Raw genomic sequence first — 23,684 nt, forward strand, 5'->3', positions numbered from 1 at the left:
TAAGCTCCTCTCTATGTGCGCATTTTTGCGGACGGCCATGGCTGTCCGCTTTTTTTTGGGGGCAGCACACCCCTTGGACAGATCGTTCCCACGCTCTGCGTGGTAACGCCGCTCTGGACGCTCTGCGTCCATCGTATGTGACGCAGAGCGTCACGGGATGCATTCCCACGCAAAGCGTGGGAACGATCAGGTAGAAAAATGATTTTCAGGACCGTGGCACATGCTTGAGCATCCGCTACAACGCTTCTTCAAATCCTTGCGCGAACGTCCGGTGTTCGCGTGGGAGCGCTACCAGATGCGCGACGTGCTGGTGATCGACCATCCGCTGTGTCAGGCGGTGTTCAGTCGGCAAGGTGCGCAGCTGCTGCACTTCCAGCCCAAGGGTCAGAAACCCTGGCTGTGGTGCGCGGCGAAGTGGCCGCATGTCGGTGCGATTCGCGGCGGTGTGCCGGTGTGTTGGCCGTGGTACGGCCGTCATCCGAGCGAAAACGCCTGGCCGTCCCATGGCTGGGCGCGTTTGCTCGACTGGAAACTGCTCGACAGCAGCAGTGATGACGATGGCGTGCACCTGCACTGGCAGTTACAGCTGTGCGACTGGCAAGTTGACTTGCACGCGCACCTGGGTGAACGCATGGATTTGCACCTGAGCACCGAGCATCAGGACGACATGCCGTGCCAGTTGAGCCAGGCGTTGCACGCCTATTGGCGTATTGGTGACGTGGGCGAGGTAGCGCTGTCTGGGCTCGACGGTGCGCAAGGTTACGACCAGTTGAGCCGCCAGGTTTGCCAGCAGCAAGGCGAGTTGCGGGTCGACGGTGGTTGTCAGCGAGTGTTCCAGCATGACGGCGAATTGCAACTCAAGGACCACGCCTGGCAGCGCGAGTTGTGCATCGACACCGGTGACCATGCGGACACGGTGGTCTGGCATCCCGGCTCGCGGCCGTTGCTGGGTGTGAGCTGGAACGAGGTTTTAGAGTTTGTCTGCGTGGAAGCGGCCAGCGGCGGGACCGACAGCCTGTGCCTGCCGCCGGGGGAGCGTGCGCATTTGAGTTTGCAGGCGCGGGTGATCGTTCCCACGCTCTGCGTGGGAATGCCTCAAGGGACGCTCCGCGTCCAGTGACGCGGAGCGTCACGGGCTGCGTTCCCACGCGGGAGCGTGGGAACGATCATGGTGGGTTAGTTGAACTCATCCCCAATCGGATACCGACTGGCATTCAGGCTTTCCTTGATCTTGCGCAAATGCGGCTGGAAATCCACGCCCCGGCGCAGGGTCATGCCGGTGGCGAGCACATCGAGCACGGTCAACTGAATGATCCGCGACGTCATCGGCATATAGATGTCGGTGTCTTCCGGCAGCGGAATGTTCAGGCTCAAGGTACTGGCCTTGGCCAGCGGCGACCCCTCGGCCGTCAAACCCAGCACTGAAGCGCCGTTTTCCCGGGCGATGCGCGCCACTTCCACCAATTCGCGGGTGCGGCCGGTGTAGGAAATGATCACGAACAACTCACCGGTGTGGGCCACCGAGGCGATCATGCGTTGCATCAGCACGTCGGCATGGGCGGTCACCGCCAGGTTGAAGCGGAAGAACTTGTGCTGCGCATCCAGCGCCACCGGGGCCGAAGCACCGAGGCCGAAGAAGTGGATCTGCCGGGCCTGGATCAACAGGTCGACGGCGCGGCTGATCAGGTTCGGGTCAAGCGCCTGCAACGCACTGTCCAAAGAGGCGATGGCGCTGCCGAAAATCTTTTTCGTATACGCTTCCGGATTGTCATCGGCTTCAACCGCCCGGCTGACATACGCCGCGCCACTGGCCAGGCTCTGGGCCAGTTGCAGTTTCAGTTCCGGGTAGCCGCTGACACCGAACGAACGGCAGAAACGGTTGACCGTCGGCTCGCTGACCTTAGAGGCCTGGGCGAGGGCGGCGATGCTGAACCGGGTGGCCTGCTCTGGGTTGAGCAGGATCACTTCGGCGACTTTGCGTTCTGCCTTGTTCAGGTCTTCAAGGCGATTCTGGATCTGTTCCAGTAAATTTCGCACGCGGTCCATTACATGTTCCTTAGGTCAGCAGCGCAAATAAGCGTTCGGCTAATGCAAATTGGGCCTTTGATACGACCCATAACGGTGGCCTATCCTACTGATGGCTCCGATCGACCACCACTCGGAATCTGTATTTTGCGAAAATGTTGTGGTTATTACTACATTTTCCCTTGAGTGATGCCTTGAAAAAAGGTATTTGTAGCTTAACTTGATAAAAGAACAAACATCATGCCTTCGATTACGGTTGAACCGTGCACCTTTGCCTTGTTCGGCGCTCTCGGCGATCTAGCCCTGCGCAAGCTGTTTCCTGCCCTCTATCAACTCGATGGCGCCGGCCTGCTTCATGAGGATACGCGCATTATCGCGCTGGCCCGTGAGCCCGGCAGCGAGCAGCAGCACCTGGCATTCATCGCCACTGAGCTGCGCCGCTACGTGGGTGCCAAAGAGCTGGATGAAGCGGTGGTCGAGCGCTTCCTGGCCCGCTTGAGCTACCTGCACGTCGACTTCCTCAAGGCTGACGATTACGTCGCCCTGGCCGAGCAGGCTGGCAGCGCCCAGCGGGTGATTGCCTACTTCGCCACCCCGGCAGCGGTTTATGGCGCTATTTGCGAGAACCTGTCGAAGGTCGGCCTGACCGAAAACACCCGTGTAGTGCTGGAAAAACCCATCGGTTCGGACCTGGAATCCTCGCGCAAGGTCAACGACGCCGTGGCGCAGTTCTTCCCGGAGAACCGCACCTACCGCATCGACCACTACCTGGGCAAAGAGACCGTACAAAACCTGATCGCCCTGCGTTTCGCCAACAGCCTGTTCGAAACCCAGTGGAACCAGAATTACATCTCCCACGTGGAAATCACCGTGGCCGAGCAGGTCGGGATCGAAGGCCGTTGGGGCTATTTCGACAAGGCCGGGCAGCTGCGGGACATGATCCAGAATCACCTGCTGCAATTGCTCTGCCTGATCGCCATGGACCCGCCGGCCGACCTGTCCGCCGACAGCATCCGCGACGAGAAAGTCAAAGTCCTCAAGGCACTGGCGCCGATCAGCCCGGAAGGCCTGACCACTCAAGTGGTGCGCGGCCAGTACATCGCCGGGCACAGCGAAGGCAAATCGGTACCCGGGTATCTGGAAGAGCCTAATTCCAACACCCAGAGCGACACCGAAACCTTCGTCGCACTGCGTGCCGATATTCGTAACTGGCGCTGGGCCGGCGTGCCGTTTTACCTGCGGACCGGCAAGCGCATGCCGCAAAAGCTGTCGCAGATCGTCATCCACTTCAAGGAACCGTCGCACTACATCTTCGCCCCCGAGCAGCGCTTGCAGATCAGCAACAAACTGATCATCCGCCTGCAACCGGACGAAGGCATTTCCTTGCGCGTGATGACGAAAGAACAAGGCCTGGACAAGGGCATGCAGCTGCGCAGCGGTCCGTTGCAGCTGAATTTTTCCGATACCTATCGCAGCGCGCGGATTCCCGACGCCTACGAGCGGTTGTTGCTGGAAGTGATGCGCGGCAATCAGAACTTGTTTGTCCGTAAAGATGAAATCGAAGCCGCGTGGAAGTGGTGTGACCAGTTGATCGCCGGGTGGAAAAAATCCGGTGATGCGCCCAAGCCGTACGCGGCCGGGTCGTGGGGGCCGATGAGCTCCATTGCACTGATTACGCGGGACGGGAGGTCGTGGTATGGCGATATCTGAATTGAAACTGCCTCAGGGCGTTAGCGCTCATGAGTTCAAAAGCCCGGTGCTGCTGGCCGAAGGCCTGGCGCTGAATGTGGCCAAGCAACTGAGTGACGCGATCGACGCGCGCGGCACCGCGACCTTGGTGGTTTCCGGTGGACGCAGCCCGGTGGCGTTTTTCCAGCACCTGGCCAAGCAGACGCTGGACTGGTCCAAGGTTGTCGTCACCCTGGCCGACGAGCGCTGGGTGCCGGTGGAACATGCCGACAGCAATGCCGGTCTGCTCAAGCGTTACCTGTTGCAAGGCCCGGCGGCCAAGGCTCAGTTCCTGAGCCTCTACAGTGCCACCGCCAACCTGGAACAGGCCGCCGAGCAGGCTGATCGCTTGCTCGCCGAATTGCCGTCGATCGACGTGCTGGTGCTGGGCATGGGTGACGACGGTCATACCGCTTCGCTGTTCCCCAACAGCCCGAACCTGGCCGATGCCTTGAAAGTCGACGGCACCCGTCGCTGCTGGCCGATGCTGGCGCCGACCGTGCCTCATCAACGCCTGACCATGAGTCGCGCGTTGCTGGCTTCGGCGAAGACCACCGTTCTATCGATTTCCGGTCAGTCCAAGCTGACCACCCTGAGTGCCGCACTGGCCGGTGACGATGTCGCCGCCATGCCGATTCGGGCGTTTCTGCAACCTACGTTAGAGATTTACTGGTGCCCATGAACCAAGGATCAGCCGCTATGACAAACACATCCCCGACCGTTTCCATGGCGGACAAAGTTGCCCTGATCGACAGCCTCTGCGCCAGGGCGCGGATCCTGCCGGTGATCACCATCGCGCGTGAACAGGACGTACTGCCGTTGGCCGACGCCCTGGCGGCCGGCGGCCTGACGGCGCTGGAAGTGACCCTGCGTTCGCAGTTCGGCCTCAAGGCGATCCAGATCCTGCGTGAAAAGCGTCCGGAACTGGTGACCGGCGCCGGTACCGTGCTTGACCGCAGCATGCTGGCCGCTGCCGAAGCGGCCGGTTCGCAATTCATCGTCACGCCGGGTATCACCCGTGACCTGCTTGAAGCCAGTGTCGACAGCCCGATCCCGCTGTTGCCGGGCATCAGCAACGCCTCCGGCATCATGGAAGGCTATAGCCTGGGCTATCGCCGCTTCAAGCTGTTCCCGGCGGAAGTCAGCGGCGGCGTCGCGGCCATCAAGGCGCTGGGCGGCCCGTTCGGCGAAGTTAAATTCTGCCCGACCGGCGGCGTCAGCCCGGCCAACATCAAGAGCTACATGGCGTTGAAAAACGTGATGTGCGTGGGCGGTAGCTGGATGCTTGATCCCGAGTGGATCAAGAACGGCGACTGGGCCCGCATCCAGGAGTGCACCGCCGAGGCGTTGGCCCTGCTGGACTGATTAACCGGATTTTTACCAAACACTTCGTTGTGTGTTCTACGGCTTTACGGTGCACTTGGTCGGTGCACCGTTTTTTTTTGCCTGAAATAAAACCCCTTATGGCTGCAACGCCTTTTTTTGCCAAAAGAAACCTGTAGGAGCGAGGCTTGCCCGCGAAGGCGATCTTCCTGCCACATCAATACTGAATGTGCCGACGCCTTCGCGGGCAAGCCTCGCTCCTACAGGACATCATGCGATACATAGTTACCGCATCTCACCGCTCGTCCAGCGTTAACCTGCGTTCATCTTATGGAAGAGAGAACGTCATGGACGACAACACTGCAATTACATCCCCACCACCGGTCTGCCAACTGTCACCCGAACAGATCGCCGGCCCGTATTTTCGAAACCCGAAACTGATCCGACGGAACATCAGCGAAGGCATGGATGGCATCCCCTTGGTGCTGCGGCTGACGATCGTCGATGCGATGACCGGTCAACCGGTCACCGGGGCGGTGGTCGATATCTGGCATTGCAACGCGCGCGGGGCGTATTCGGGCTGGAGCAAAGTCGACCCGGACAAGGAAGTCGACGTCGATGCCATCGGTTCGATCCCGCGCACCGATGACGATACCTACCTGCGCGGCGGGCAATTTACCGATCAACAGGGCGTGGTGCGATTTACCACCATCTACCCGGGTTTTTATGCCGGCCGCGCCCTGCATATTCATGTGGCGGTACGAATCACGGCCGGCAACAACTATCTGGAAGAGCGGCATGTCGCCTGGGTCGGCCAGCTGTATTTTCCCGAGGTGGCCTCGCGGACGGTACTCAATGCCCGCGAGTACCGTGGGCGTGGCACCTGCGCGCTGAACAACGAGCAGGATGAGTTCTATCAGGGCATGGGCGGTGAAGCCTCGACCTTGAATGTCCATGCCATCGGTCGAGACTCGAACGAAGACGGCTTTTTCGGGCACATGACCATCGGTGTCGACACGTTTGCGGTGTCATCGCAAATCAAGCCCGAGGACTTCGACAAATACACTGTGTGACCTCAGCGCAATTCAGTCAGCGCCCGGGTCAGCAGATCCATGTCGGCTGCGGTGGTGGTGAGCCCCGGCGTAATGCGGATGCACGGGCCACACGCCGCCCCGCTGCGCGCCACGGTAAACAGGTTGTAGTCGTTGAGCAGGCGCTCGACCATCACCTGCTGATCGGCATGCCGGGTAAAGCGCATCGAGGTGATGCCGCAATACAGGCGTGGGTCATCCGGGGTCATGACTTCGATTCCCGGTAACCCCCTAACGGCATTGACCCATCGGTTGCGCAGGTAATTGAGCCGCATGCCCTTGGCGATGGAACCGCCCATGGCGCGATGTTCTTCGAACACCAGCGGCAGGGTCAGCAGGGCCGGAATATTGGGCGTGCTGTAGGGCGTGCGGGCGCGAATGTCGGTGACCGGGAAATGCATCTCGCCCATGTCCGGGTCGATGTCGGCCAGACGCTGGGGCGCAATGTAGATGAACCCCAAAGTCAGCGGCGCACCGATCCATTTGTGCAGGTTGTAGCCGGCAAAGGCGATGCCCAGTTCATCGAGATTGAATTCGATCTGGCCGAGGGCATGGGCGCCGTCGAGAATCACGTCGATGCCGTGTTCCCTGGCGGCAGCAGCAATCGCCTGCACCGGCATGACCAGTCCGGTGCGATGGGTGACGTGGGTCAGGGCCATCAACTTCAGTCGCGGATAACGCACGAAAGCTTCGCGGTAAGTGGCCAGTAAACTGTCGAAACTCGCGGGGTGGCGGTGTTCGATCTCGATCACTTCCACGCCTCGATAGCGGGCCAGCCAACGCATCGCGCCCTTGACCGTGTCGTACTCCAGATCGCCTATCAGCACCTGATCGCCCGGTTCCAGGCGATTGTAGTTGCGGATCAGCGATTGCAGGCCATCCGAGGCGTTGCGGGTGAGGGCGACGGCTTCGGCGGGCGCACCGATCAGCTCGGCCAATTGCGCACGAATCTTGACGCTTTCATCCTGTTCGAAGCGCTGGCGCACATGCACCGAGTTGCCGCGGTTGATCAGCTCGATGTTGCGCTGATACTCCTCGACCACGGTGCGCGACATGCGTCCGAAGTAACCGTTCTCCAAGTTCAGGGGGCCGGGTTCGACGGCATAACGGTCGGCAAAGGTCTGCCAAAAACCTTCATCGCGGGAACGGCGGGTGTTATCGGGCATGAGCAACTCGGTGAGGTAGGGTGGGTCAGTGGCGAGGGGCGGGTTTGCCGTGTTTGGCGCGCAGCGGTTCGAGCAGCTCCGACAAGCCGTTGTGGTCGATTTCCTGCATCAAGGCCAGCAAACCGCCCAGTTCACCGTGAGGGAAACCTTCGCGAGCGAACCAGTTCAGGTACTGGCCGGGCAGGTCAGCGATGATGCGGCCCTTGTATTTGCCGAAGGGCATTTCGCGGGTAATCAGCAGTTCGAGTTTTTCGGGATTCATCATCAGTCGTCTTGATTCAAAGCAGTCTGGAAAATACAGGCATTCTGCATGCAGGCCAAATGACAGATCATGCAAAAAAAGCGGATACAGATTTCGCCTTAAACACTAACTTATTGAAATATAAGTAAAAAGACGTCAATTCAAAGCTGGCATGCAGGGTGCAACTACTTATTGCATCTTTCATCAACCGCAAGGAATTGAAAAATGACCGACATTAATAAAGACGCGATCTCTGTACTCAACGACCTGATTGAAACCAGTAAAGACGGTCAGGAAGGGTTCAAGACTTGCGCTGAAGACATCAAGCATCCAGAACTTAAAAACCTGTTCATTCAGCGCTCCGCCGACTGCGCTGCTGCCGCTGCCGAGCTGCAGGCTGCCGTGCGTTCCCTGGGCGGTGATCCGGAAACCTCCACCAGCGTCAGCGGCGATCTGCACCGTCGCTGGGTCGATGTGAAGGCGATGTTCACCGGCAAGGATGAAGAGGCAGTGCTGAACGAAGCCGAACGCGGTGAAGACCACGCGCTGAAGGCTTACAAGGACGCACTGGAAAAAATCAACAAGGACAACCTGGTGAGCATTCGTGACATCGTTGAACGCCAGTATCACGGCGTACAACGCAACCACGATCAGGTGAAAGCCCTGCGTAATCAGGCTCGCGCACGCTCATAAGCGTTCGTTATCTGTCAAAAACGCCAGCCAGCCTGGCGTTTTTTTGTGTTCGGGATTTAACACTGGGCGGGATATACGTGCCCATCACTTTGCAGGCCTTGTTCGCACCTGACCGCCGCGCCTTGCAGTTCGCGATCAAGACTTTGATCGGTGGCGGATTGGCGCTGCGGAGCGTCACTTGTGGGGGGTGTTCTGGACAGCGTAATGGCTACTTAGTAGCATCCGCCGCATACGGATCTTTCTCCTGCACGTCGATCGACGTGGGTCAATCAAGGAATCGAAATGCACGACTTCACCCATGGCGATAAAACCGTTTCTTTCACTGTCTTGAGCGGTGAAGTGGTGGGCAGCGAAAAACTCAGCGAGACCCGCGTGACATCCACGGGCGGCGTTCATGTGAACGGTAACGATGGTGATGTGACGCCTGTGCGCATCAGTTCTGTTTCGATCATCAATCATGAGTTCTGGGTCAGAACCCCGGACGGCGTCGAGCACGATGTAAAGCTGCGCGGCGTGGACATTCCTTTGCGCACAGGTCAGGAAATCTCTTTGATCAGTGCCTTGAAAAAGGATGGTTCGCCGCTGCACACCATTTTGCAAAACCACACGGCGTCCAAGCGCTGGGTGCTGCGTGACGCGAAGGGGCTGAATACCGAGCTGGAGCTGTCGCCCTTTAACTGGAAGACACTACTGATCGTGCTTGGATTGTGCGTCGCCGGTCTTGCTACAGCCGGGCTAGGCTTTCTGGCGGCGACAGGCTACTTTTGCTACGCGTGGTATCAGGGCTCCCAGCGCAAGAAACTGCTGATTAGCGATTTGAACGCCTACATCGAGAAGCTGGACAATCAGGTCGCCAGTCGTGGCCAGGCGCCAAGCCCTGTTCAAATTGAAAGCCCGGCCCAGGCTGAAATCTCTTTCCAGGTCGAAAGTCCTGCACCGGCGCAATCCCCTGCCGAGACTGAAAGCCCTGCGCTGAACAGTGAGAGCGTGCGCAGGGCGCTATCGCGCAATCTCTGATTTGGCTCAGAGGCAGACACAGCAAGGGGGAGCAAGCTCCCCCTTCAGTTTTTCCCGGACACCAGTGACGCAGAACGTGGGAACGATCAGCAGACTTGCAAATCAGCCGATGCTGATCGCCGGCGGGGTAGGCAACGTCACGGTCTGTTGCTTGCGCGGCGCCAGAATCTCCGCCTCGCCATCCACGACCAACTCATCGCGCTGGTTGAATACCCGAGTGGCGATGCGCACACGAAATTTCGGCAGTTTCTCGAGAATCTCCAGGCGCACAGTCAGCGTGTCGCCAATTTTCACCGGCTTCTGAAAGCTCATCGTCTGACCGATATAAATAGTCCCCGGCCCAGGCAACTCGCAAGCCACCGCCGCGCTGATCAACGCGCCGCTGAACATGCCGTGGGCGATACGCTCCTTGAACATGCTGGCGGCGGCGAATTCGGCGTCCAGGTGCACCGGGTTGTGATCGCCGGACATCGCGGCGAACAACTGAATGTCGCGTTCTTCGACGGTCTTGCTGTAGCTGGCGGTCTGGCCGACTTCGAGGGCTTCGTAAGGGGTGTTGGTAACCTGGGTCATCTGTCTCGATTCCTGTGACGAATTAAATAAATCCACAAAAAAACTATTCGGCTCTGGGTGGCCGGCGGTTGCTCAAGGCCTGGGCGATCCAGTTCAGCACGTCGGCCGTCACTTCGTCGCGGTTGCTCTCGTTAAACAGTTCATGCCGGGCCTGCGGGTAAATAGTCAGCTGCAGGCTCTGGCAGCCAGCGTCGCGCAGGGCGTGGGCCAGATCTTTCAGACGTTTGCCTTCGCTCACCGGATCACATTCGCCGCCAATCACCAGCAACGGCAGGCCCCGATCGATCTGGGCGAGATTGGACGCTTTGCTGATTTGCTGCAAGCCGCCGAGCAAATCGACCCACAGTTGATTGGTGCAGCGAAAGCCGCAGAGCGGGTCATTGGCGTATTTGTCGACTTCGGCGGGGTCGCGGCTCAGCCAGTCGAATGGCGTGCGCGCCGGTTTGAATTTTTTGTTGAACGAGCCGAACGACAGCCATTCGACCAGCGCACTGCGCCCCTTGGGCCCTTGGCGCAGGCGTTCCAGACGAGCAATCTGCCGCGCTGCGCGATAGAGCGCTATTGGCTGGAAATTCGAGCCGCTGAGAATCGCCCCGTGCAGGCTGGCGCTGTGGTGCAGCAAATAAGCCTGGGCGATATAGCTGCCCATGCTGTGGCCGAGCAACACGATTGGCACGCCGGGATGCTGTTGGCCGATATGTTGGTTAAGGCTGGCGAGGTCGCCGACCACTTTGCACCAGCCATCATCGTCGGCGAAATGGCCCAGCGTACCGTTTTCGGCAGTTTTGCCATGTCCACGCAGGTCCGGCGCATAAACGCCGTAATCCTGATCACAGCAGGCTTGCGCCAGACGGGCGTAGCGACCGCTGTGTTCCGCCATGCCGTGGGCCAGCAGGATCACCGCCTTGAGCGGCGCGGCTGGCAGCCACTGGTTGACGAAGAGGCGGCTGCGGTCACTCGCGGTCAGCCAGAAAGTGTCGTGGATCATGGCGATTCCTTTGCGTTGGACTGCATGAGACTGCTGGGTGGAAAGCAGCCCCGCTGCATTGTATAGCGCATCCGTCGCCTACCGTCTGATCAGGCCACGGCGGGGCAGCAAGATTCACGCGATCTATGACGCCCGTGCGCATATTTGCCTGATTCACCATAGCTGCTAGTGTCCGGGAAGCACCGTTTTTCGCTTCCTGCTTTTTATGGAATGAGAGAGAAGAACAGAAAAGCGGCCCCGGATGGCTCAGGTAAAGAGGACAAAAATAATGCAACCTGATTTCTGGAATGACAAACGCCCGGCCGGCGTGCCCCTGGATATTGACCTTGGGGCCTATAAGTCGGTGATCGAGGTGTTCGAGCGTTCCTGCAAGAAATTTGCTGACCGACCGGCGTTCAGCAACATGGGCGTGACCCTGACCTACGCCGAACTGGAACGCTACAGCGCCGCGTTCGCCGGTTACCTGCAAGCCCACACCGACCTGGTGCCGGGGGATCGCATTGCGGTGCAGATGCCCAACGTCCTGCATTACCCGATTGCCGTGTTCGGTGCCTTGCGCGCCGGGCTGATCGTGGTCAATACCAACCCCTTGTACACCGCGCGGGAGATGCGTCATCAGTTCAAGGACTCCGGTGCCCGGGCGCTGGTCTATCTGAACGTGTTCGGACAGAAGGTCCAGGAAGTACTGCCCGACACCGACATCCAGTACCTGATCGAAGCGAAGATGGGCGACTTGATGCCCACAGCCAAGGGCTGGCTGATCAATACCGTGGTCGCCAAGGTCAAGAAAATGGTCCCGGACTATTCCTTGTCGCAGGCGATTTCCTTCAAAAGCGCGCTGCGTCTGGGTCGGGGCCTGGGCATCAAACCGCTGAACGTCGGCCTCGACGACATCGCCGTGCTGCAATACACCGGCGGCACCACCGGGCTGGCCAAGGGCGCGATGCTGACCCACGGCAACCTGGTGGCGAACATGCAGCAGGCGCGCGCGTGTCTGGGGCAATTCGGCGCTGACGGTCAACCGCTGCTGCGCGAAGGCCAGGAAGTGATGATCGCGCCGCTGCCGCTGTACCACATCTATGCCTTCACGGCGAACTGCATGTGCATGATGGTGACCGGCAACCACAACGTGCTGATCACCAATCCACGGGACATTGGCGCCTTCATCAAGGAACTGAAGAACTGGCGGTTTTCGGCGCTGCTGGGGCTCAACACGCTGTTCGTCGCGCTGATGGACCATCCCGACTTCAAGACCCTGGATTTCTCCAGCCTCAAGCTCACCAACTCCGGTGGGACCGCGCTGGTCAAGGCTACGGCCGAGCGCTGGGAACAGCTCACTGGTTGCCGGATCACCGAAGGTTACGGCCTGACCGAAACCTCGCCGGTGGCCTGCACCAATCCCTACGGTGACAAGTCGCGCATCGGCACGGTCGGCCTGCCGGTACCGGGCACGACGCTCAAGATCATCAACGATGAAGGCGTTGAGCAGCCGCTGGGCGAGCGTGGCGAACTGTGCATCAAGGGCCCGCAGATCATGAAGGGCTACTGGCAGAAACCCGAAGCCACCGCCGAAGTGCTGGATGCCGACGGCTGGTTCAAGTCGGGCGACATTGCGGTGATCGACCCGGACGGTTTCGTGCGTATCGTCGATCGTAAAAAAGACATGATCATCGTCTCGGGCTTCAACGTGTACCCGAACGAGATCGAAGACGTGGTGATGGCCCATCCGAAAGTCGCCAACTGCGCGGTGATCGGCGTGCCGGACGAGCGTTCGGGGGAGGCGGTGAAGTTGTTTGTGGTGGCCCGCGAATCCGGGGTCAGCCTCGAAGAGCTGAAGGCCTATTGCAAGGAAAACTTCACGGCGTACAAAGTGCCCAAGCACATCGTCTTGCGTGAGTCGTTGCCGATGACGCCGGTGGGCAAGATTCTGCGGCGGGAGTTGCGTGAGATCGCCTGATCTGTGAATGGCCGCGCTTCGCGCGGATCGCGGGCAAGCCACGCTCCTACAAGTCCAGTGTTGTTTACAAAGCGGTGAACGACGCGAACCCTGTAGGAGCGAGGCTTGCCCGCGAAGCTTTTAAGGGACCGAAACCCCGGTTTCAGGGGCTTCCAAGGTGCTATAGAATTTTTGCTCTAAAAGTGACTATTGAATATTCAAGAGTCATAAACGTGACCGTAGGGGCCAATTTTGGCTCTAGTCGGCCCTTGGCAAAGCTGCTACTCTCGGCGCGCTTTGTGACCTCTCGGCCTTGTTAAAAGCCAGACTCACCAATAATCAAACACCAATAATAATCGCATCAAATGCGGTATTTGAATTCGCGTTGCTGAGGAGTGGGCTTCCATGATCGAAGACTTTTGGAAGGATAAGTACCCAGCTGGAATTGCTGCCGAGATCAATCCAGACGAGTATCCGAATATTCAGGCAGTGTTGAAGCAATCCTGCCAACGCTTCGCTGACAAACCGGCATTCAGCAACCTGGGCAAGACAATCACCTACGGTGAGCTGTACGAATTGTCCGGTGCCTTTGCTGCTTACCTGCAACAGCATACCGATTTGCAACCCGGCGATCGAATCGCCGTGCAACTGCCCAACCTGTTGCAATACCCGGTTGCCGTCTTTGGTGCGATCCGCGCCGGGCTGATCGTGGTCAACACCAACCCGTTGTACACCGCGCGGGAAATGGAACACCAATTCAACGACTCCGGTGCCAAAGCCCTGGTCTGCCTGGCCAACATGGCGCATCTGGCCGAGATCGTCGTGCCGAAAACCGGCGTCAAGCACGTGATCGTCACTGAAGTGGCCGACCTGCTGCCGCCGCTCAAGCGCCTGCTGGTCAACAGCGTCATCAAGTACGTGAAGAAGATGGTCCCGGCGTATCACTTGCCCAAGGCCATCAAATTCAATGACGTGCTGAGCAAGGGCCATGGCCAGCCAGTGGCTGAAGCCAACCCGGCCAGCGGCGACGTTGCCGTGCTGCAATACACCGGCGGCACCACCGGCGTGGCCAAGGGTGCGATGCTGACCCACCGCAACCTTGTGGCGAACATGCTGCAGTGCAAAGCGCTGATGGGCTCCAACCTCAACGAAGGTTGCGAGATCCTGATCACCCCGTTGCCGCTGTACCACATCTATGCGTTCACCTTTCATTGCATGGCGATGATGCTGATCGGCAACCACAACATCCTGATCAGCAACCCGCGCGACCTGACGGCGATGGTCAAGGAGCTGTCGAAGTGGAAGTTCAGCGGTTTCGTCGGCCTGAACACGCTGTTCGTCGCGCTGTGCAACAACGAAGCGTTCCGCAAGCTGGATTTCTCCAGTCTGAAAATCACCCTGTCCGGCGGCATGGCCTTGCAACTGGCTGCGGCCGAACGCTGGAAAGCGGTTACCGGTTGCCCGATCTGCGAAGGTTACGGCATGACCGAAACCAGTCCGGTGGCCACAGTGAACCCGAGCCAGAACATCCAGATCGGCACCATCGGTATTCCGGTTCCATCGACTTTGTGCAAAATCATCGACGATGCCGGTGTTGAACAGCCATTGGGCGCCATCGGTGAACTGTGTGTGAAAGGTCCGCAAGTCATGAAGGGCTACTGGCAGCGCCAAGATGCCACTGACGAAATCCTCGACAGCGAAGGCTGGTTGAAGACCGGTGACATCGCGCTGATCCAGCCAGACGGTTACATGCGCATTGTCGATCGCAAGAAAGACATGATCCTGGTCTCCGGTTTCAACGTGTACCCCAATGAGCTTGAAGACGTGCTGGCAACCCTGCCGGGCGTGCTGCAATGCGCGGCCATTGGTGTTCCGGACGAGAAATCGGGCGAGGCGATCAAGATTTTCATCGTCGCCAAACCGGGCGTGACCCTGACCAAGGAGCAGGTGATGGAGCACATGCGCGCCAACGTCACCGGCTACAAAGTACCGAAAGCCGTAGAGTTCCGCGACGCGCTGCCGACCACCAACGTCGGCAAGATTCTGCGCCGCGAACTGCGCGACGAAGAGCTGAAGAAACTGGGTGCGAAGAAAGTAGGCGCCTAGTCAAACAAAAGCCCCGCGGATGCGGGGCTTTTGTTAGAGCCAGAAAGCAAGATCAAAAGATCGCAGCCTGCGGCAGCTCCTACATACGGAACTGCGCGAAATTGACGTTGGTACCCGTCGGGCGCATGTCCTGCAGGTAGGAGTCCTTGTCGGCGCTCAGTTCCAGGCTCAGGGCTGCCTTGCGCTTGCCTTGGTTGCGCACCACCAGGCCTTCGAGTTTTTCGCGCAGGAACACCGTCGGCACTTTCAGGTGCAGCAGTTCGTCGGTATCCGGGGTGTGCATCAGCAAGTGAATCCATTCGTACTGACCAACGGCCAGGCGCGCGACCGGAATATCGAACCAGAAGATATTGCGGTTGCGGTTCAATTCGGTGAAATGGCAGTTGTTGACGCCAAGCACAGCACCGCCGAGTTCCTGGTTTCTGCGGGCAATGGCCAGCTTTTTATCGAGTTTCATAACGTTCCTACGGGATTGGATCTTCAGCGCCATGGCCTGAATACGTTGCGCATTCTCGGTGCAAAGCCTGCAAACATAAAGCCTAACCTGCGAAATGTCCGGTTAATAAATAAATGAAACTCCGCGCAAAGGCCCCCGGTCAACCCTTGTGTAACCACTTTCCTCGTTGAAATGTTCACAGGAGAAATACCATGAGCAGCACAGGCGATAAAGTTAAAGGCATGGCAAACGAAGCGGCCGGCAACGTCAAGCAAGGCGTCGGCAAGGCCACCGGCAACGAAAAACTGCGCTCCGAAGGCGTGGCGCAGGAGAGGAAAGGAGAAACCCAGCAAGCGGTCGGCAAAGCCAAGGATGCTCTTAAAAAAGGCATCGACAAGGCGTAACCCGGGCTTTGACGAGTAATCGAAACGGCCATCCGCGGATGGCCGTTTCTGTGTCAGCTTGAACTTGAGCAAGGAAATTGTTTCAAAGTCGCCAAGTAGGCTACTTTGTTGTAGAAAACGGCCCCTGAGTCGCCATGACTTCAACCTTTTTGCGGCGAAAGGAGACGCTAATGTTTTTTCCTAACATGAAGGGTTTGCCCCTGCACCGGGTGATGATGCGAACGGTCACCGAGTTCGTCGACGACGAGATGTCGACCTATGCCTCGGCACTGGCCTATCAAATGCTGTTCTCGCTGTTCCCTTTCATCCTGTTCCTGATCGCCCTTATCGGTTTCCTGCATTTGCCGGACTTCTTCTCCTGGCTGCGCCTGCAATCGGAACTGGTCTTGCCACCCCAGGCGCTGGACCAGGTGAACCCGGTGATCGATCAGCTGCAGCAATCCAAGGGGGGGTTGTTGTCGGTGGGTATCGTGATCGCCCTGTGGACCGCGTCCGCCGGTGTGCGGTTGATGATGAGCGCGATGAACGCCGCATATGATGTGGTCGAAGGCCGTCCGGTCTGGAAACGTTTTCCGCTGTCGATTTTCTACACCATCGGGATCGCCGGCATGTTGCTGATCGCCGCCGCGCTGATGGTGCTCGGGCCGCAGGTGATGGGCTGGATTGCCGCGCAAGTAGGCCTCGAAGATTTCATCGTGACAGTCTGGACCATCGTCCGCTGGCCGGTGGTGGTGATTCTGCTGATGATGGCGGTGGCGCTGATTTACTACGTCATGCCCGACGTCAAACAAGAGTTTCGCTTTATCACCCCGGGTGCGGTGTTGTCCGTGGTGGTCTGGATCATCGCTTCGCTGGGCTTCGGTCTCTACGTCAAAACCTTCGCCAACTACAACGCCATGTATGGCAGTATCGGCGCGATCATCGTGTTGCTGCTGTACTTCTATATTTCCGCCGCGGTGCTGTTGCTCGGCGCGGAAATGAATGCGGTGATCGAGCACATGTCGCGCGAAGGCAAAGACCCTGGCGAGAAGGTCCCTGGCGAGCATGGCCCCGGCCATGAAGAAAAGCACCACGTTTCGGGACTGGGGCGCGACCACTCAAAGCCGACCACTGACGAAGCCATAAAATGATCCGTGAAATTCTGAAAATGGGCGATGAGCGCCTGCTGCGCATTGCCCCGCCGGTGCCAGCGGAAATGTTCGACAGCCCTGAGTTGTGGCAACTGATCGACGACATGTTCCAGACCATGGAAAGCGTCGGCGGAGTCGGCCTGGCCGCACCGCAGATCGGTGTCGACCTGCAACTGGTGATCTTTGGTTTCGAACACAGCGAACGCTATCCCGACGCCGAAGCGGTGCCGCAGACGATTCTGATCAATCCGCTGATCACGCCATTGAGCCCGACCCTCGAAGAGGGTTTCGAAGGCTGCCTGTCCGTGCCGGGCCTGCGCGGGGCGGTAGATCGTTATCAGCAGATTCGTTATGAAGGCTTCGATCCCAAGGGCGAACCGATCGTGCGCATTGCCTCGGGATTTCATGCGCGGGTGGTGCAGCATGAATGCGATCACCTGATCGGCCGGCTATACCCGTCGCGCATCAGTGATTTCAGCAAGTTCGGGTTTACCGAGGTGATGTTCCCGGACCTCGATCCTGCGGCGGATAGCTAAAAGATCGCAGCCTTCGGCAGCTCCTACGGATGTACGCACACCTGTAGGAGCTGCCGAAGGCTGCGATCTTTTGATCTTCTAACCTGGTTGCAAACCCATCGCAATCATCGGTTTGCTGCGCGCATAACGGCTCAACCGTTCAGCCATGGCGTAGGGCAGGGGCGGGTCGAACATAAAACCGCGGCGCTCATAAAAGCCACGCAAATCCGGATGGCAGAACAACCAGACCGGCTCTTCGAGATCCTTGACCGCTTCAGCGATCAACGCCGCGGCGATTCCTTGCTCGCGACAGCGGGGGGCGACGAACAGCCCGGTCAGCCAATGCCCATCCGCCACCGGACGCAGGCACAGTGCGGCGACAATCTCCTCGCGGCGCGCCACCCACAATTGAGCATCGCGGACTGCTTTCATCGACGATTGATGGGCGCGGTAAAACTTGTTCATCAACGGCCACAACGGCTCGTCGAGCAAGGTGTACTGGGTGTTGGGCATGGGCCTGAACTGTCGGTGCGCAAAGCGGGTGATTATAAAAGAACGCGGGCGCCGCGATAGGTGTATACCTGATCTCACGTCCCGTATGAGTGGAGTATGTATCATGGCCAAAGGCATGGATTCAAAGAAAGCGGCAAAGAAGAAACCGGCTAAAACCGCCGATGAAAAACGTGCGGACAAGAAGGCCAAGAAGGTGGGCGTGTTCGGTCACTGATCCCGCGTCAACGGAGCCCGAGTTCTCGGGCTCCTTGTTTTTCAGGCCTATCGAAATAACCAGATAATCTGCAAGAAATCCCTGCGCCATTGCACAGAGGGGGATTGGTTCCCGTTCTGAGCAAAGCCATGCCCCATTATTTTGATGCTGCCCACCGTGAAGAAATCGAAACCCTGCGCCAACGCTTCACCGCTCGCACCGAGTGGCCGACCTGGCTGCTGTTTATCGGCGTGTACGTCGGCTGGTTCAGCATTGTTCTGGGCAGCGACCGATTGGGGCTCTGGTGGAGCACGTTGTTGCTGATTCCACTGCTGGTATTGTGGTTGTCGGTGCAGCACGAATTGCTGCACGGCCATCCCACCCGTTGGCAAACGCTGAATAAAGTCCTCGGTTATGCGCCGTTCGCGGTCTGGTATCCCTATACCCTGTACCGCGACAGTCATTTGCTGCATCACCGCGACGAAGACCTGACCGTCCCCGGTCGCGATCCGGAAAGCCGTTACCTGAGCGCTGAACAGTGGCAACGCAGTTCGCTGTTCGAACAGGGCCTGCACTGGCTGAACAAAACCGTGCTCGGGCGCTTTGTCCTCGGTGCGCCACTGGCCTTGCTGGCGCTGGCCGGGGAAGAGCTGCAACGGCTAAAAGCGGGTGAGCGCCAGGCCTGGTTGATGTGGCTGACCCACGGCGCGCTGACGCTGCTGATGCTGACGTTCATCGCGCGCTACAGCGCGTTGCCAGTCGGGCATTACCTGTTGCTGATCAGCGTGCCGGCGCTGTCGATCGCGATGATTCGTTCCTACTATGAACACCGTCCTCACGTGCAACCCGAGCAACGCACCGTCATCAACGAAGCTGCATGGCCGTGGCGCTGGCTGTTCCTGAACCTCAATTTTCACCTGGTGCACCACGACTTGCCGGGCCTGCCCTGGTACGACCTGCCACGGGTTTATCGCGCGCGCCGCGAGCAATGGCTGGCGCGCAGTGGCGGGTTTGTGGTGCAGGGTTATGCTCAGTTGATGCGTCAGCATGGGGTGAGGGCGATTGACAGTCCACGGCATCCGTTTCACTGATTGTGAATGAGTTCCCCTGTGGGAGCGGGCTTGCTCGCGAAGAGGTCATGTCAGTCAATATTGATGTTGCATGACACACCGCCTTCGCGAGCAAGCCCGCTCCCACAGGGGATTTTTGTTGCATGGGAAGATTTTGATGACTCAACACCTCGCTGAATTACTGATGTACACCTCCCCCGAGCCGATCCGCCAGGCCAACGAGCATTGGCTGGCGCAGATCGTCGAACGGCTCGGCAGCACTCGCCGAGAGGCCGAAGGGCTGTCGCTGATGGATCTTTGGCTGTCCCCGCACCTGTTGCTGACCCAGACCTGCGGCTATCCCTTGATGACGGCTTTGCGCGGTCGCGTCCGGGTTATCGGTCGTCCTCGTTACGAACTTCCGGACAGCAATGGCGGTAACCATTGCAGCCTGTTATTGACTCGCGCTGATGATCCTCGATGGAGCTTGTCGGCCTTGCGGGGCAGTCGCGGTGTGATCAACGGTGAAGACTCCAACAGTGGGATGAACCTGTTGCGTCACCGATTGGCACCGTTGCAGCGCGATGGAGGGTTTTTTGCCACTGTCGCCATCAGCGGCAGCCACCGCGAAAGCCTGCGTTGGCTACGTGATGACCTGGCGGACTTGGCCGCCATCGACAGCGTGACCTTCGCTTATCTCGCGCAGTATGCGCAGGGAGAGGTCGAAGGTCTGCGCGTGTTGGCGCGCACGGCGTTCAGTCCGACGTTGCCCTACATCGCGGCCGCTGGCACCACCGATGAGCAGGCTGAACAGCTTCGACAGGTGATGAATCAGACGTTGAAGGAGTTGCCCGACGTCGCCGAGACTTTGGGCCTGCAAGAAGTGCTGCCGGCCACCGAAAGCGACTATCAAGTCATTCTCGATTATCAGCAGGAGGCCGAAGCGCTGGGCTATGGGAGGTTGCGATAGCTTCGGAAAAGATCGCAGCCTTCGGCAGCTCCTACAGGGTGTACGCCATCCAAATGTAGGAGCTGCCGAAGGCTGCGATCTTGGCGATCTGATGAGCGCCGAAAGGTCGAAATGGCTAATTCATTTGTGGAATATAAAAATTCGTTTTAAGTATTATTAATGAATAAGGCTCCTTGCTAGGATCGCGCCACCGGATCACCGGACATTCAGCGACCCCTAACCCATGGAGCCTCTATGTCCGGCGCCGACTTTTCCCATCGCAACGACGTGGGCGGATTGTTCCGCGCCCACTACGCCTGGCTGTGCGCACGGCTGCGCCGATATCTGGGTGCCAGCCCCAGCGTCGAAGACATCGCTGCCGAAACCTTCGTGCAGTTGCTCGAATCACCAGGCCTGACGCCAATTCGCGAACCTCGCGCCTTGCTCACCACCATCGCCCAGCGGTTGATTTATCAGCTGTGGCGCCGTCGTGATCTGGAACGCCTGCACCTTGATCAGCTATTGCCGATGGACCCTCTCGACGGACCATCGCCCGAAGATCTGGCGCAGTACTCCCAGGCCCTGACACGCCTTGACCAAACACTCGACCGCCTGCCAGGCAAGGTCAGGGCAACCTTCCTGCTGTCGCGAGTCGACGGCCTGACTTACCCCCAAATCGCCGCCAAGCTGGGTATTTCCCAGCGTTCGGTCAGCGTCTACATGACCCGCTCCCAGGCACTGTGCGCCCAGCACAGCGCCAACGAACCCTTGAACCGACCACCCTTGACCCAGAGGTCCGCATGAGATCGATCAAAACCTTGCTCGGCAGTTCGCTGCTAGCCCTGAGCCTTGTGGCTGGCCATGTTCCAGCCGCAGAAAAAACCACGCCCATCCACTTCGGTGACATCACTTGGGAAAGTGGCAGCCTGATCACCGAGATCCTGCGGTTGATCGTCGAGAAAGGTTATGGCTACCCGACCGACACCTTGCCGGGCAGCACCGTCAGCCTCGAAGCAGCCTTGGCGAAGAACGATATTCAAGTGATCGGCGAAGAGTGGGCGGGGCGCAGTCCGGCCTGGGTCAAGGCGGCCTCCGAGGGCAAAGTATTTGGTTTGGGCGACACGGTGAAAGGCGCCACCGAAGGTTGGTGGGTGCCGGAATATGTGATCAAGGGCGACCCGGAACGCGGCATTAAGCCTTTGGCGCCGGAGCTGAAATCCGTCGCCGACCTGGCGCGCTACAAGGACGTGTTCCGCGACCCGGAAGACCCCAGCCGCGGACGCTTCCTCAACAGCCCGACCGGCTGGACATCGGAGATCGTCAACAGCCAGAAACTCAAGGCTTATGACCTGACTGCCAGCTACGTCAACTTCCGCACCGGTTCCGGCGCGGCGCTGGATGCCGAGGTCGCTTCATCGATCCGCCGTGGCAAACCGGTGCTGTTCTACTACTGGTCGCCGACGCCACTGTTGGGTCGCTTCAAACTGGTGAAGCTCGAAGAGCCTCCGTTCGACGCTGAAGCCTGGAAGACCCTGGCCGATGCCAACAACCCGAACCCCAAGGGCACGCGTTCGATGCCGGCCAGCCTGGCCATCGGCGTGTCGGCACCGTTCAAGGCGCAGTACCCGGACCTGGTGGCGTTCTTCGAAAAGGTCGATTTGCCAATCGATCTGCTGAACCAGACCCTCGGGCAAATGAGCGAAAAACGCCAGCCACCGCGTCAGGTCGCCGAAGCGTTTTTGCGCGATCAGCCGCAGGTGTGGAAGGCCTGGGTGCCGGGGGAGGTGGCTACGAAGGTGAGTGGGAGTTTGTAGTTCAGTGGCGATTGATAAATAGCCTTCGCGGGCAAGCCTCGCTCCTACAGGGACAGGTTGATCCCAATCGGGTGATCAACACAAATTCCGTAGGAGCGAGGCTTGCCCGCGAGGCGATCTAACGCCTTACACCCATTCCGCAGCCAACGCCGCTTTCACGCTTGGCCGCTGATCAATCCGTACCTGAAACCGCATCAACGCCGGCCACCGATTCAAATCGATGCCAAACACCTGCGTCCAGCGCAACACCGTAAACAGATACGCATCAGCAATACTGAATCCGCCAGCCATCAAATAATCCTGCCTCTCCAACGTCTGACCCAACACGACAAAACGCTTGAACAGCTTCTCTTTGATGAGCGCTTTCACATCATCCGGAAACTGCGAATTGAACAGCCAACCCAGCCCGCCATGAATCTCGGTCGAGACGAAATTCAGCCATTCCTGCAAACGCACCCGCTCGAATGTCCCGTTCGGCGGTGCCAGGTTCGCCTCAGGCCGTAGGTCTGCCAGGTACTGCAGAATCGCCGGGCCTTCGGTCAGCACATCACCATTTTCCAGCTGCAATGCCGCAACGTAACCTTTGGGGTTGATGGCCAGAAAGTCCTCGCCGGTGGCGGTTTGCTTGGTGCTGTTATCGACGCGGACCAACTCGAACGGCAAGTCCAGTTCGCGCAGCACAATGTGCGGCGCCAATGAGCAGGCTTGCGGGGCGTAATACAACTTCATGGGCAGGGCTCTGGTTGCGGGTTTGCGCCAGTGTCATAGTGCGCGGCACGCTCGGTAAAATTAATCTTTCAGAACACTGCCATTAGGAATGCTACTGCCATGATGAATTTGATGCACTGGCGAATGGTGGTGGCGGTGGCCGATACCGGCAACATTACCCGGGCCGCCGAGCGGATCGGCATGACCCAGTCCGGTGCCAGTCAGGCGCTGGCACTGATCGAAGAAACCCTGGGCGTTCAGCTGTTCAGCCGGGAAAACCGTCAGACCTTGCCGACCGCCATTGGCTTGCCTGTGATCGAACAGGCGCGAACCATGCTCGTGGCTCTGGAGAACATTCGTAGTACCGTCGACGCCACTAAAGATATCCAGCGAGGGACGATTCGCCTGGCCAGTTTCCCGTTGGTGCTGACGACCTTTCTGCCGCCACTGCTGCGCCAGTTCAATCGGCTGTATCCCGGCATTCAAGTGGTGGCGCTGGAGGTCAGCGACGATGAAGTGGAAACGTTGCTCAGTGACGGGCTGGTGGATGTCGGCGTGGCGTTGAACCCGGCGCCCGCGCGCAATGCCGGTCGTTTGGGACGTGATGCCTGGGTGGCGGTTCTGCCCGGTGGCCACCCCTTGGCACGCCGTTCGAATGAACAGGGCGTCTCATTGGAGGAACTGGCGGAGCAACCCTTTGTGCTGGCCACGGGCGGTTGTTCGACCAATGCCCGCAGCCTGGCCGCCGATGCCGGGCTGCAACTGTTGGATGTGCGGGCGGAGGTGCGAGAGTGGAGTAGCGCGTTCACCCTCGTGCGGGAAAACATCGGCGTGACCCTGGTGCCGGAAATGACCCTGCCGACCCATCGCCAAGGTTTGCGGGTAGTGCCTGTGATGCCGCGTATTGATAGGGAATTTGCGTTGGTGGTTGCGCCTGACAAAGAACCTTCAGCGGCGGTGCGGGCGTTGTTGGGTATGCTCGCAGACCGCAATCCATGTGGGAGCGGGCTTGCCCGCGATGGCGGCGTCACATTCAACACATTCGTCGACTGACATTTCGCTATCGCGGGCAAGCCCGCTCCCACA

Annotated in this window: 25 protein-coding genes; 17 read left to right on the forward strand and 8 right to left on the reverse strand. The window is 58.9% G+C overall.

Features of this window, described 5'->3' with window-relative positions; all coding sequences use genetic code 11:
- Window positions 1-220: 220 nt before the first annotated feature.
- Entirely contained in the window at window positions 221-1,120 is a 900-nt protein-coding gene (locus tag TU81_RS14150) for a D-hexose-6-phosphate mutarotase (protein WP_048395671.1), read from the forward strand.
- A 56-nt stretch (window positions 1,121-1,176) separates the two neighbouring features.
- On the opposite strand, the gene TU81_RS14155 is transcribed toward TU81_RS14150, so the two are convergent.
- On the reverse strand, window positions 1,177-2,037 hold the full coding sequence (locus TU81_RS14155) for a MurR/RpiR family transcriptional regulator (protein ID WP_173667542.1): 861 nt from the start codon (window positions 2,035-2,037) through the stop codon (window positions 1,177-1,179).
- 228 nt (window positions 2,038-2,265) lie between these two features.
- Between TU81_RS14155 and zwf the strand changes: the two genes are divergently transcribed.
- The 4 genes from zwf (at window position 2,266) to TU81_RS14175 (ending at window position 6,149) form a co-directional block, all read left to right on the forward strand.
- The gene (gene zwf, locus TU81_RS14160; protein ID WP_048395673.1) at window positions 2,266-3,735 is read left to right on the forward strand and encodes a glucose-6-phosphate dehydrogenase; all 1,470 of its coding nucleotides are present in this window, start codon (window positions 2,266-2,268) and stop codon (window positions 3,733-3,735) included.
- On the forward strand, window positions 3,722-4,435 hold the full coding sequence (pgl, locus tag TU81_RS14165; protein WP_038981985.1) for a 6-phosphogluconolactonase: 714 nt from the start codon (window positions 3,722-3,724) through the stop codon (window positions 4,433-4,435). The genes zwf and pgl overlap by 14 nt, the downstream gene beginning before the upstream one ends.
- Before the next feature lie 17 nt (window positions 4,436-4,452).
- On the forward strand, window positions 4,453-5,118 hold the full coding sequence (locus TU81_RS14170) for a bifunctional 4-hydroxy-2-oxoglutarate aldolase/2-dehydro-3-deoxy-phosphogluconate aldolase (protein ID WP_038981986.1): 666 nt from the start codon (window positions 4,453-4,455) through the stop codon (window positions 5,116-5,118).
- 305 nt (window positions 5,119-5,423) lie between these two features.
- Entirely contained in the window at window positions 5,424-6,149 is a 726-nt protein-coding gene (locus TU81_RS14175; RefSeq protein ID WP_048395675.1) for an intradiol ring-cleavage dioxygenase, read from the forward strand.
- Between the two features lie 2 nt (window positions 6,150-6,151).
- Here TU81_RS14175 and TU81_RS14180 read toward each other — a convergent pair whose 3' ends face one another.
- Together TU81_RS14180 and TU81_RS14185 are read right to left on the reverse strand one after the other, a co-directional pair.
- Complete coding sequence (locus TU81_RS14180) at window positions 6,152-7,333, reverse strand: aminotransferase class V-fold PLP-dependent enzyme (RefSeq protein ID WP_048395681.1); 1,182 nt, start codon at window positions 7,331-7,333, stop codon at window positions 6,152-6,154.
- Between the two features lie 25 nt (window positions 7,334-7,358).
- Window positions 7,359-7,595 carry a DUF3820 family protein gene (locus TU81_RS14185; RefSeq protein ID WP_007949456.1) on the reverse strand — a complete coding sequence of 79 codons (237 nt, stop codon included), beginning with the start codon at window positions 7,593-7,595 and terminating at the stop codon, window positions 7,359-7,361.
- A 204-nt stretch (window positions 7,596-7,799) separates the two neighbouring features.
- On the opposite strand from TU81_RS14185, the gene TU81_RS14190 reads away from it, so the two are divergent.
- Both TU81_RS14190 and TU81_RS31275 read left to right on the forward strand, forming a co-directional pair.
- A complete protein-coding gene (locus TU81_RS14190) occupies window positions 7,800-8,267 on the forward strand; it encodes a PA2169 family four-helix-bundle protein (RefSeq protein WP_038981989.1) in 468 nt (155 codons plus the stop codon).
- Between the two features lie 282 nt (window positions 8,268-8,549).
- The gene (locus TU81_RS31275; RefSeq protein ID WP_038981990.1) at window positions 8,550-9,284 is read left to right on the forward strand and encodes a hypothetical protein; all 735 of its coding nucleotides are present in this window, start codon (window positions 8,550-8,552) and stop codon (window positions 9,282-9,284) included.
- Between the two features lie 102 nt (window positions 9,285-9,386).
- Here TU81_RS31275 and TU81_RS14200 read toward each other — a convergent pair whose 3' ends face one another.
- Both TU81_RS14200 and TU81_RS14205 read right to left on the reverse strand, forming a co-directional pair.
- Window positions 9,387-9,857: a MaoC family dehydratase gene (locus TU81_RS14200; protein WP_048395682.1), complete on the reverse strand. Its 471-nt coding sequence runs from the start codon at window positions 9,855-9,857 to the stop codon at window positions 9,387-9,389.
- A 43-nt stretch (window positions 9,858-9,900) separates the two neighbouring features.
- On the reverse strand, window positions 9,901-10,845 hold the full coding sequence (locus TU81_RS14205; protein ID WP_048395683.1) for an alpha/beta hydrolase: 945 nt from the start codon (window positions 10,843-10,845) through the stop codon (window positions 9,901-9,903).
- A 268-nt stretch (window positions 10,846-11,113) separates the two neighbouring features.
- Here TU81_RS14205 and fadD2 point away from each other — a divergent pair, with 268 nt between their 5' ends.
- Together fadD2 and fadD1 are read left to right on the forward strand one after the other, a co-directional pair.
- Complete coding sequence (gene fadD2 / locus TU81_RS14210; RefSeq protein WP_048395685.1) at window positions 11,114-12,802, forward strand: long-chain-fatty-acid--CoA ligase FadD2; 1,689 nt, start codon at window positions 11,114-11,116, stop codon at window positions 12,800-12,802.
- A gap of 384 nt (window positions 12,803-13,186) precedes the next feature.
- The gene (gene fadD1 / locus TU81_RS14215; RefSeq protein WP_038981993.1) at window positions 13,187-14,887 is read left to right on the forward strand and encodes a long-chain-fatty-acid--CoA ligase FadD1; all 1,701 of its coding nucleotides are present in this window, start codon (window positions 13,187-13,189) and stop codon (window positions 14,885-14,887) included.
- 79 nt (window positions 14,888-14,966) lie between these two features.
- On the opposite strand, the gene TU81_RS14220 is transcribed toward fadD1, so the two are convergent.
- Window positions 14,967-15,344 carry a hypothetical protein gene (locus TU81_RS14220; protein ID WP_048395687.1) on the reverse strand — a complete coding sequence of 126 codons (378 nt, stop codon included), beginning with the start codon at window positions 15,342-15,344 and terminating at the stop codon, window positions 14,967-14,969.
- Between the two features lie 191 nt (window positions 15,345-15,535).
- Between TU81_RS14220 and TU81_RS14225 the strand changes: the two genes are divergently transcribed.
- From TU81_RS14225 to def, 3 genes are all read left to right on the forward strand, one after another.
- Window positions 15,536-15,727, forward strand: coding sequence for a CsbD family protein (locus tag TU81_RS14225; RefSeq protein WP_038981995.1), 192 nt, complete (start codon window positions 15,536-15,538; stop codon window positions 15,725-15,727).
- Between the two features lie 170 nt (window positions 15,728-15,897).
- Window positions 15,898-16,857, forward strand: coding sequence for a YihY/virulence factor BrkB family protein (locus tag TU81_RS14230; protein ID WP_038981996.1), 960 nt, complete (start codon window positions 15,898-15,900; stop codon window positions 16,855-16,857).
- Window positions 16,854-17,393, forward strand: coding sequence for a peptide deformylase (gene def, locus TU81_RS14235; protein ID WP_038981997.1), 540 nt, complete (start codon window positions 16,854-16,856; stop codon window positions 17,391-17,393). Before TU81_RS14230 ends, def begins: the two co-directional genes overlap by 4 nt.
- 78 nt (window positions 17,394-17,471) lie before the next feature.
- On the opposite strand, the gene TU81_RS14240 is transcribed toward def, so the two are convergent.
- A complete protein-coding gene (locus tag TU81_RS14240; protein ID WP_048395689.1) occupies window positions 17,472-17,885 on the reverse strand; it encodes a GNAT family N-acetyltransferase in 414 nt (137 codons plus the stop codon).
- A 342-nt stretch (window positions 17,886-18,227) separates the two neighbouring features.
- Here TU81_RS14240 and TU81_RS14245 point away from each other — a divergent pair, with 342 nt between their 5' ends.
- The 4 genes from TU81_RS14245 (at window position 18,228) to TU81_RS14260 (ending at window position 21,890) form a co-directional block, all read left to right on the forward strand.
- A complete protein-coding gene (locus TU81_RS14245) occupies window positions 18,228-19,169 on the forward strand; it encodes a fatty acid desaturase (RefSeq protein WP_048395691.1) in 942 nt (313 codons plus the stop codon).
- Window positions 19,170-19,305: 136 nt separating this feature from the next.
- Window positions 19,306-20,097: a phosphate/phosphite/phosphonate ABC transporter substrate-binding protein gene (locus TU81_RS14250; protein ID WP_048395697.1), complete on the forward strand. Its 792-nt coding sequence runs from the start codon at window positions 19,306-19,308 to the stop codon at window positions 20,095-20,097.
- Between the two features lie 234 nt (window positions 20,098-20,331).
- Window positions 20,332-20,880 carry a sigma-70 family RNA polymerase sigma factor gene (locus tag TU81_RS14255; protein ID WP_048395698.1) on the forward strand — a complete coding sequence of 183 codons (549 nt, stop codon included), beginning with the start codon at window positions 20,332-20,334 and terminating at the stop codon, window positions 20,878-20,880.
- Complete coding sequence (locus TU81_RS14260) at window positions 20,877-21,890, forward strand: ABC transporter substrate-binding protein (RefSeq protein WP_048395700.1); 1,014 nt, start codon at window positions 20,877-20,879, stop codon at window positions 21,888-21,890. Before TU81_RS14255 ends, TU81_RS14260 begins: the two co-directional genes overlap by 4 nt.
- A gap of 126 nt (window positions 21,891-22,016) precedes the next feature.
- Here the strand turns inward: TU81_RS14260 and gstA are convergent, their stop codons facing one another.
- Window positions 22,017-22,619 carry a glutathione transferase GstA gene (gene gstA / locus TU81_RS14265; RefSeq protein WP_048395702.1) on the reverse strand — a complete coding sequence of 201 codons (603 nt, stop codon included), beginning with the start codon at window positions 22,617-22,619 and terminating at the stop codon, window positions 22,017-22,019.
- A 99-nt stretch (window positions 22,620-22,718) separates the two neighbouring features.
- On the opposite strand from gstA, the gene TU81_RS14270 reads away from it, so the two are divergent.
- Complete coding sequence (locus TU81_RS14270) at window positions 22,719-23,651, forward strand: LysR family transcriptional regulator (protein WP_048395704.1); 933 nt, start codon at window positions 22,719-22,721, stop codon at window positions 23,649-23,651.
- Window positions 23,652-23,684: the final 33 nt, after the last annotated feature.

Origin of the sequence: Pseudomonas lini (genome assembly GCF_001042905.1) — a bacterium.
Taxonomy (GTDB): domain Bacteria; phylum Pseudomonadota; class Gammaproteobacteria; order Pseudomonadales; family Pseudomonadaceae; genus Aquipseudomonas; species Aquipseudomonas lini.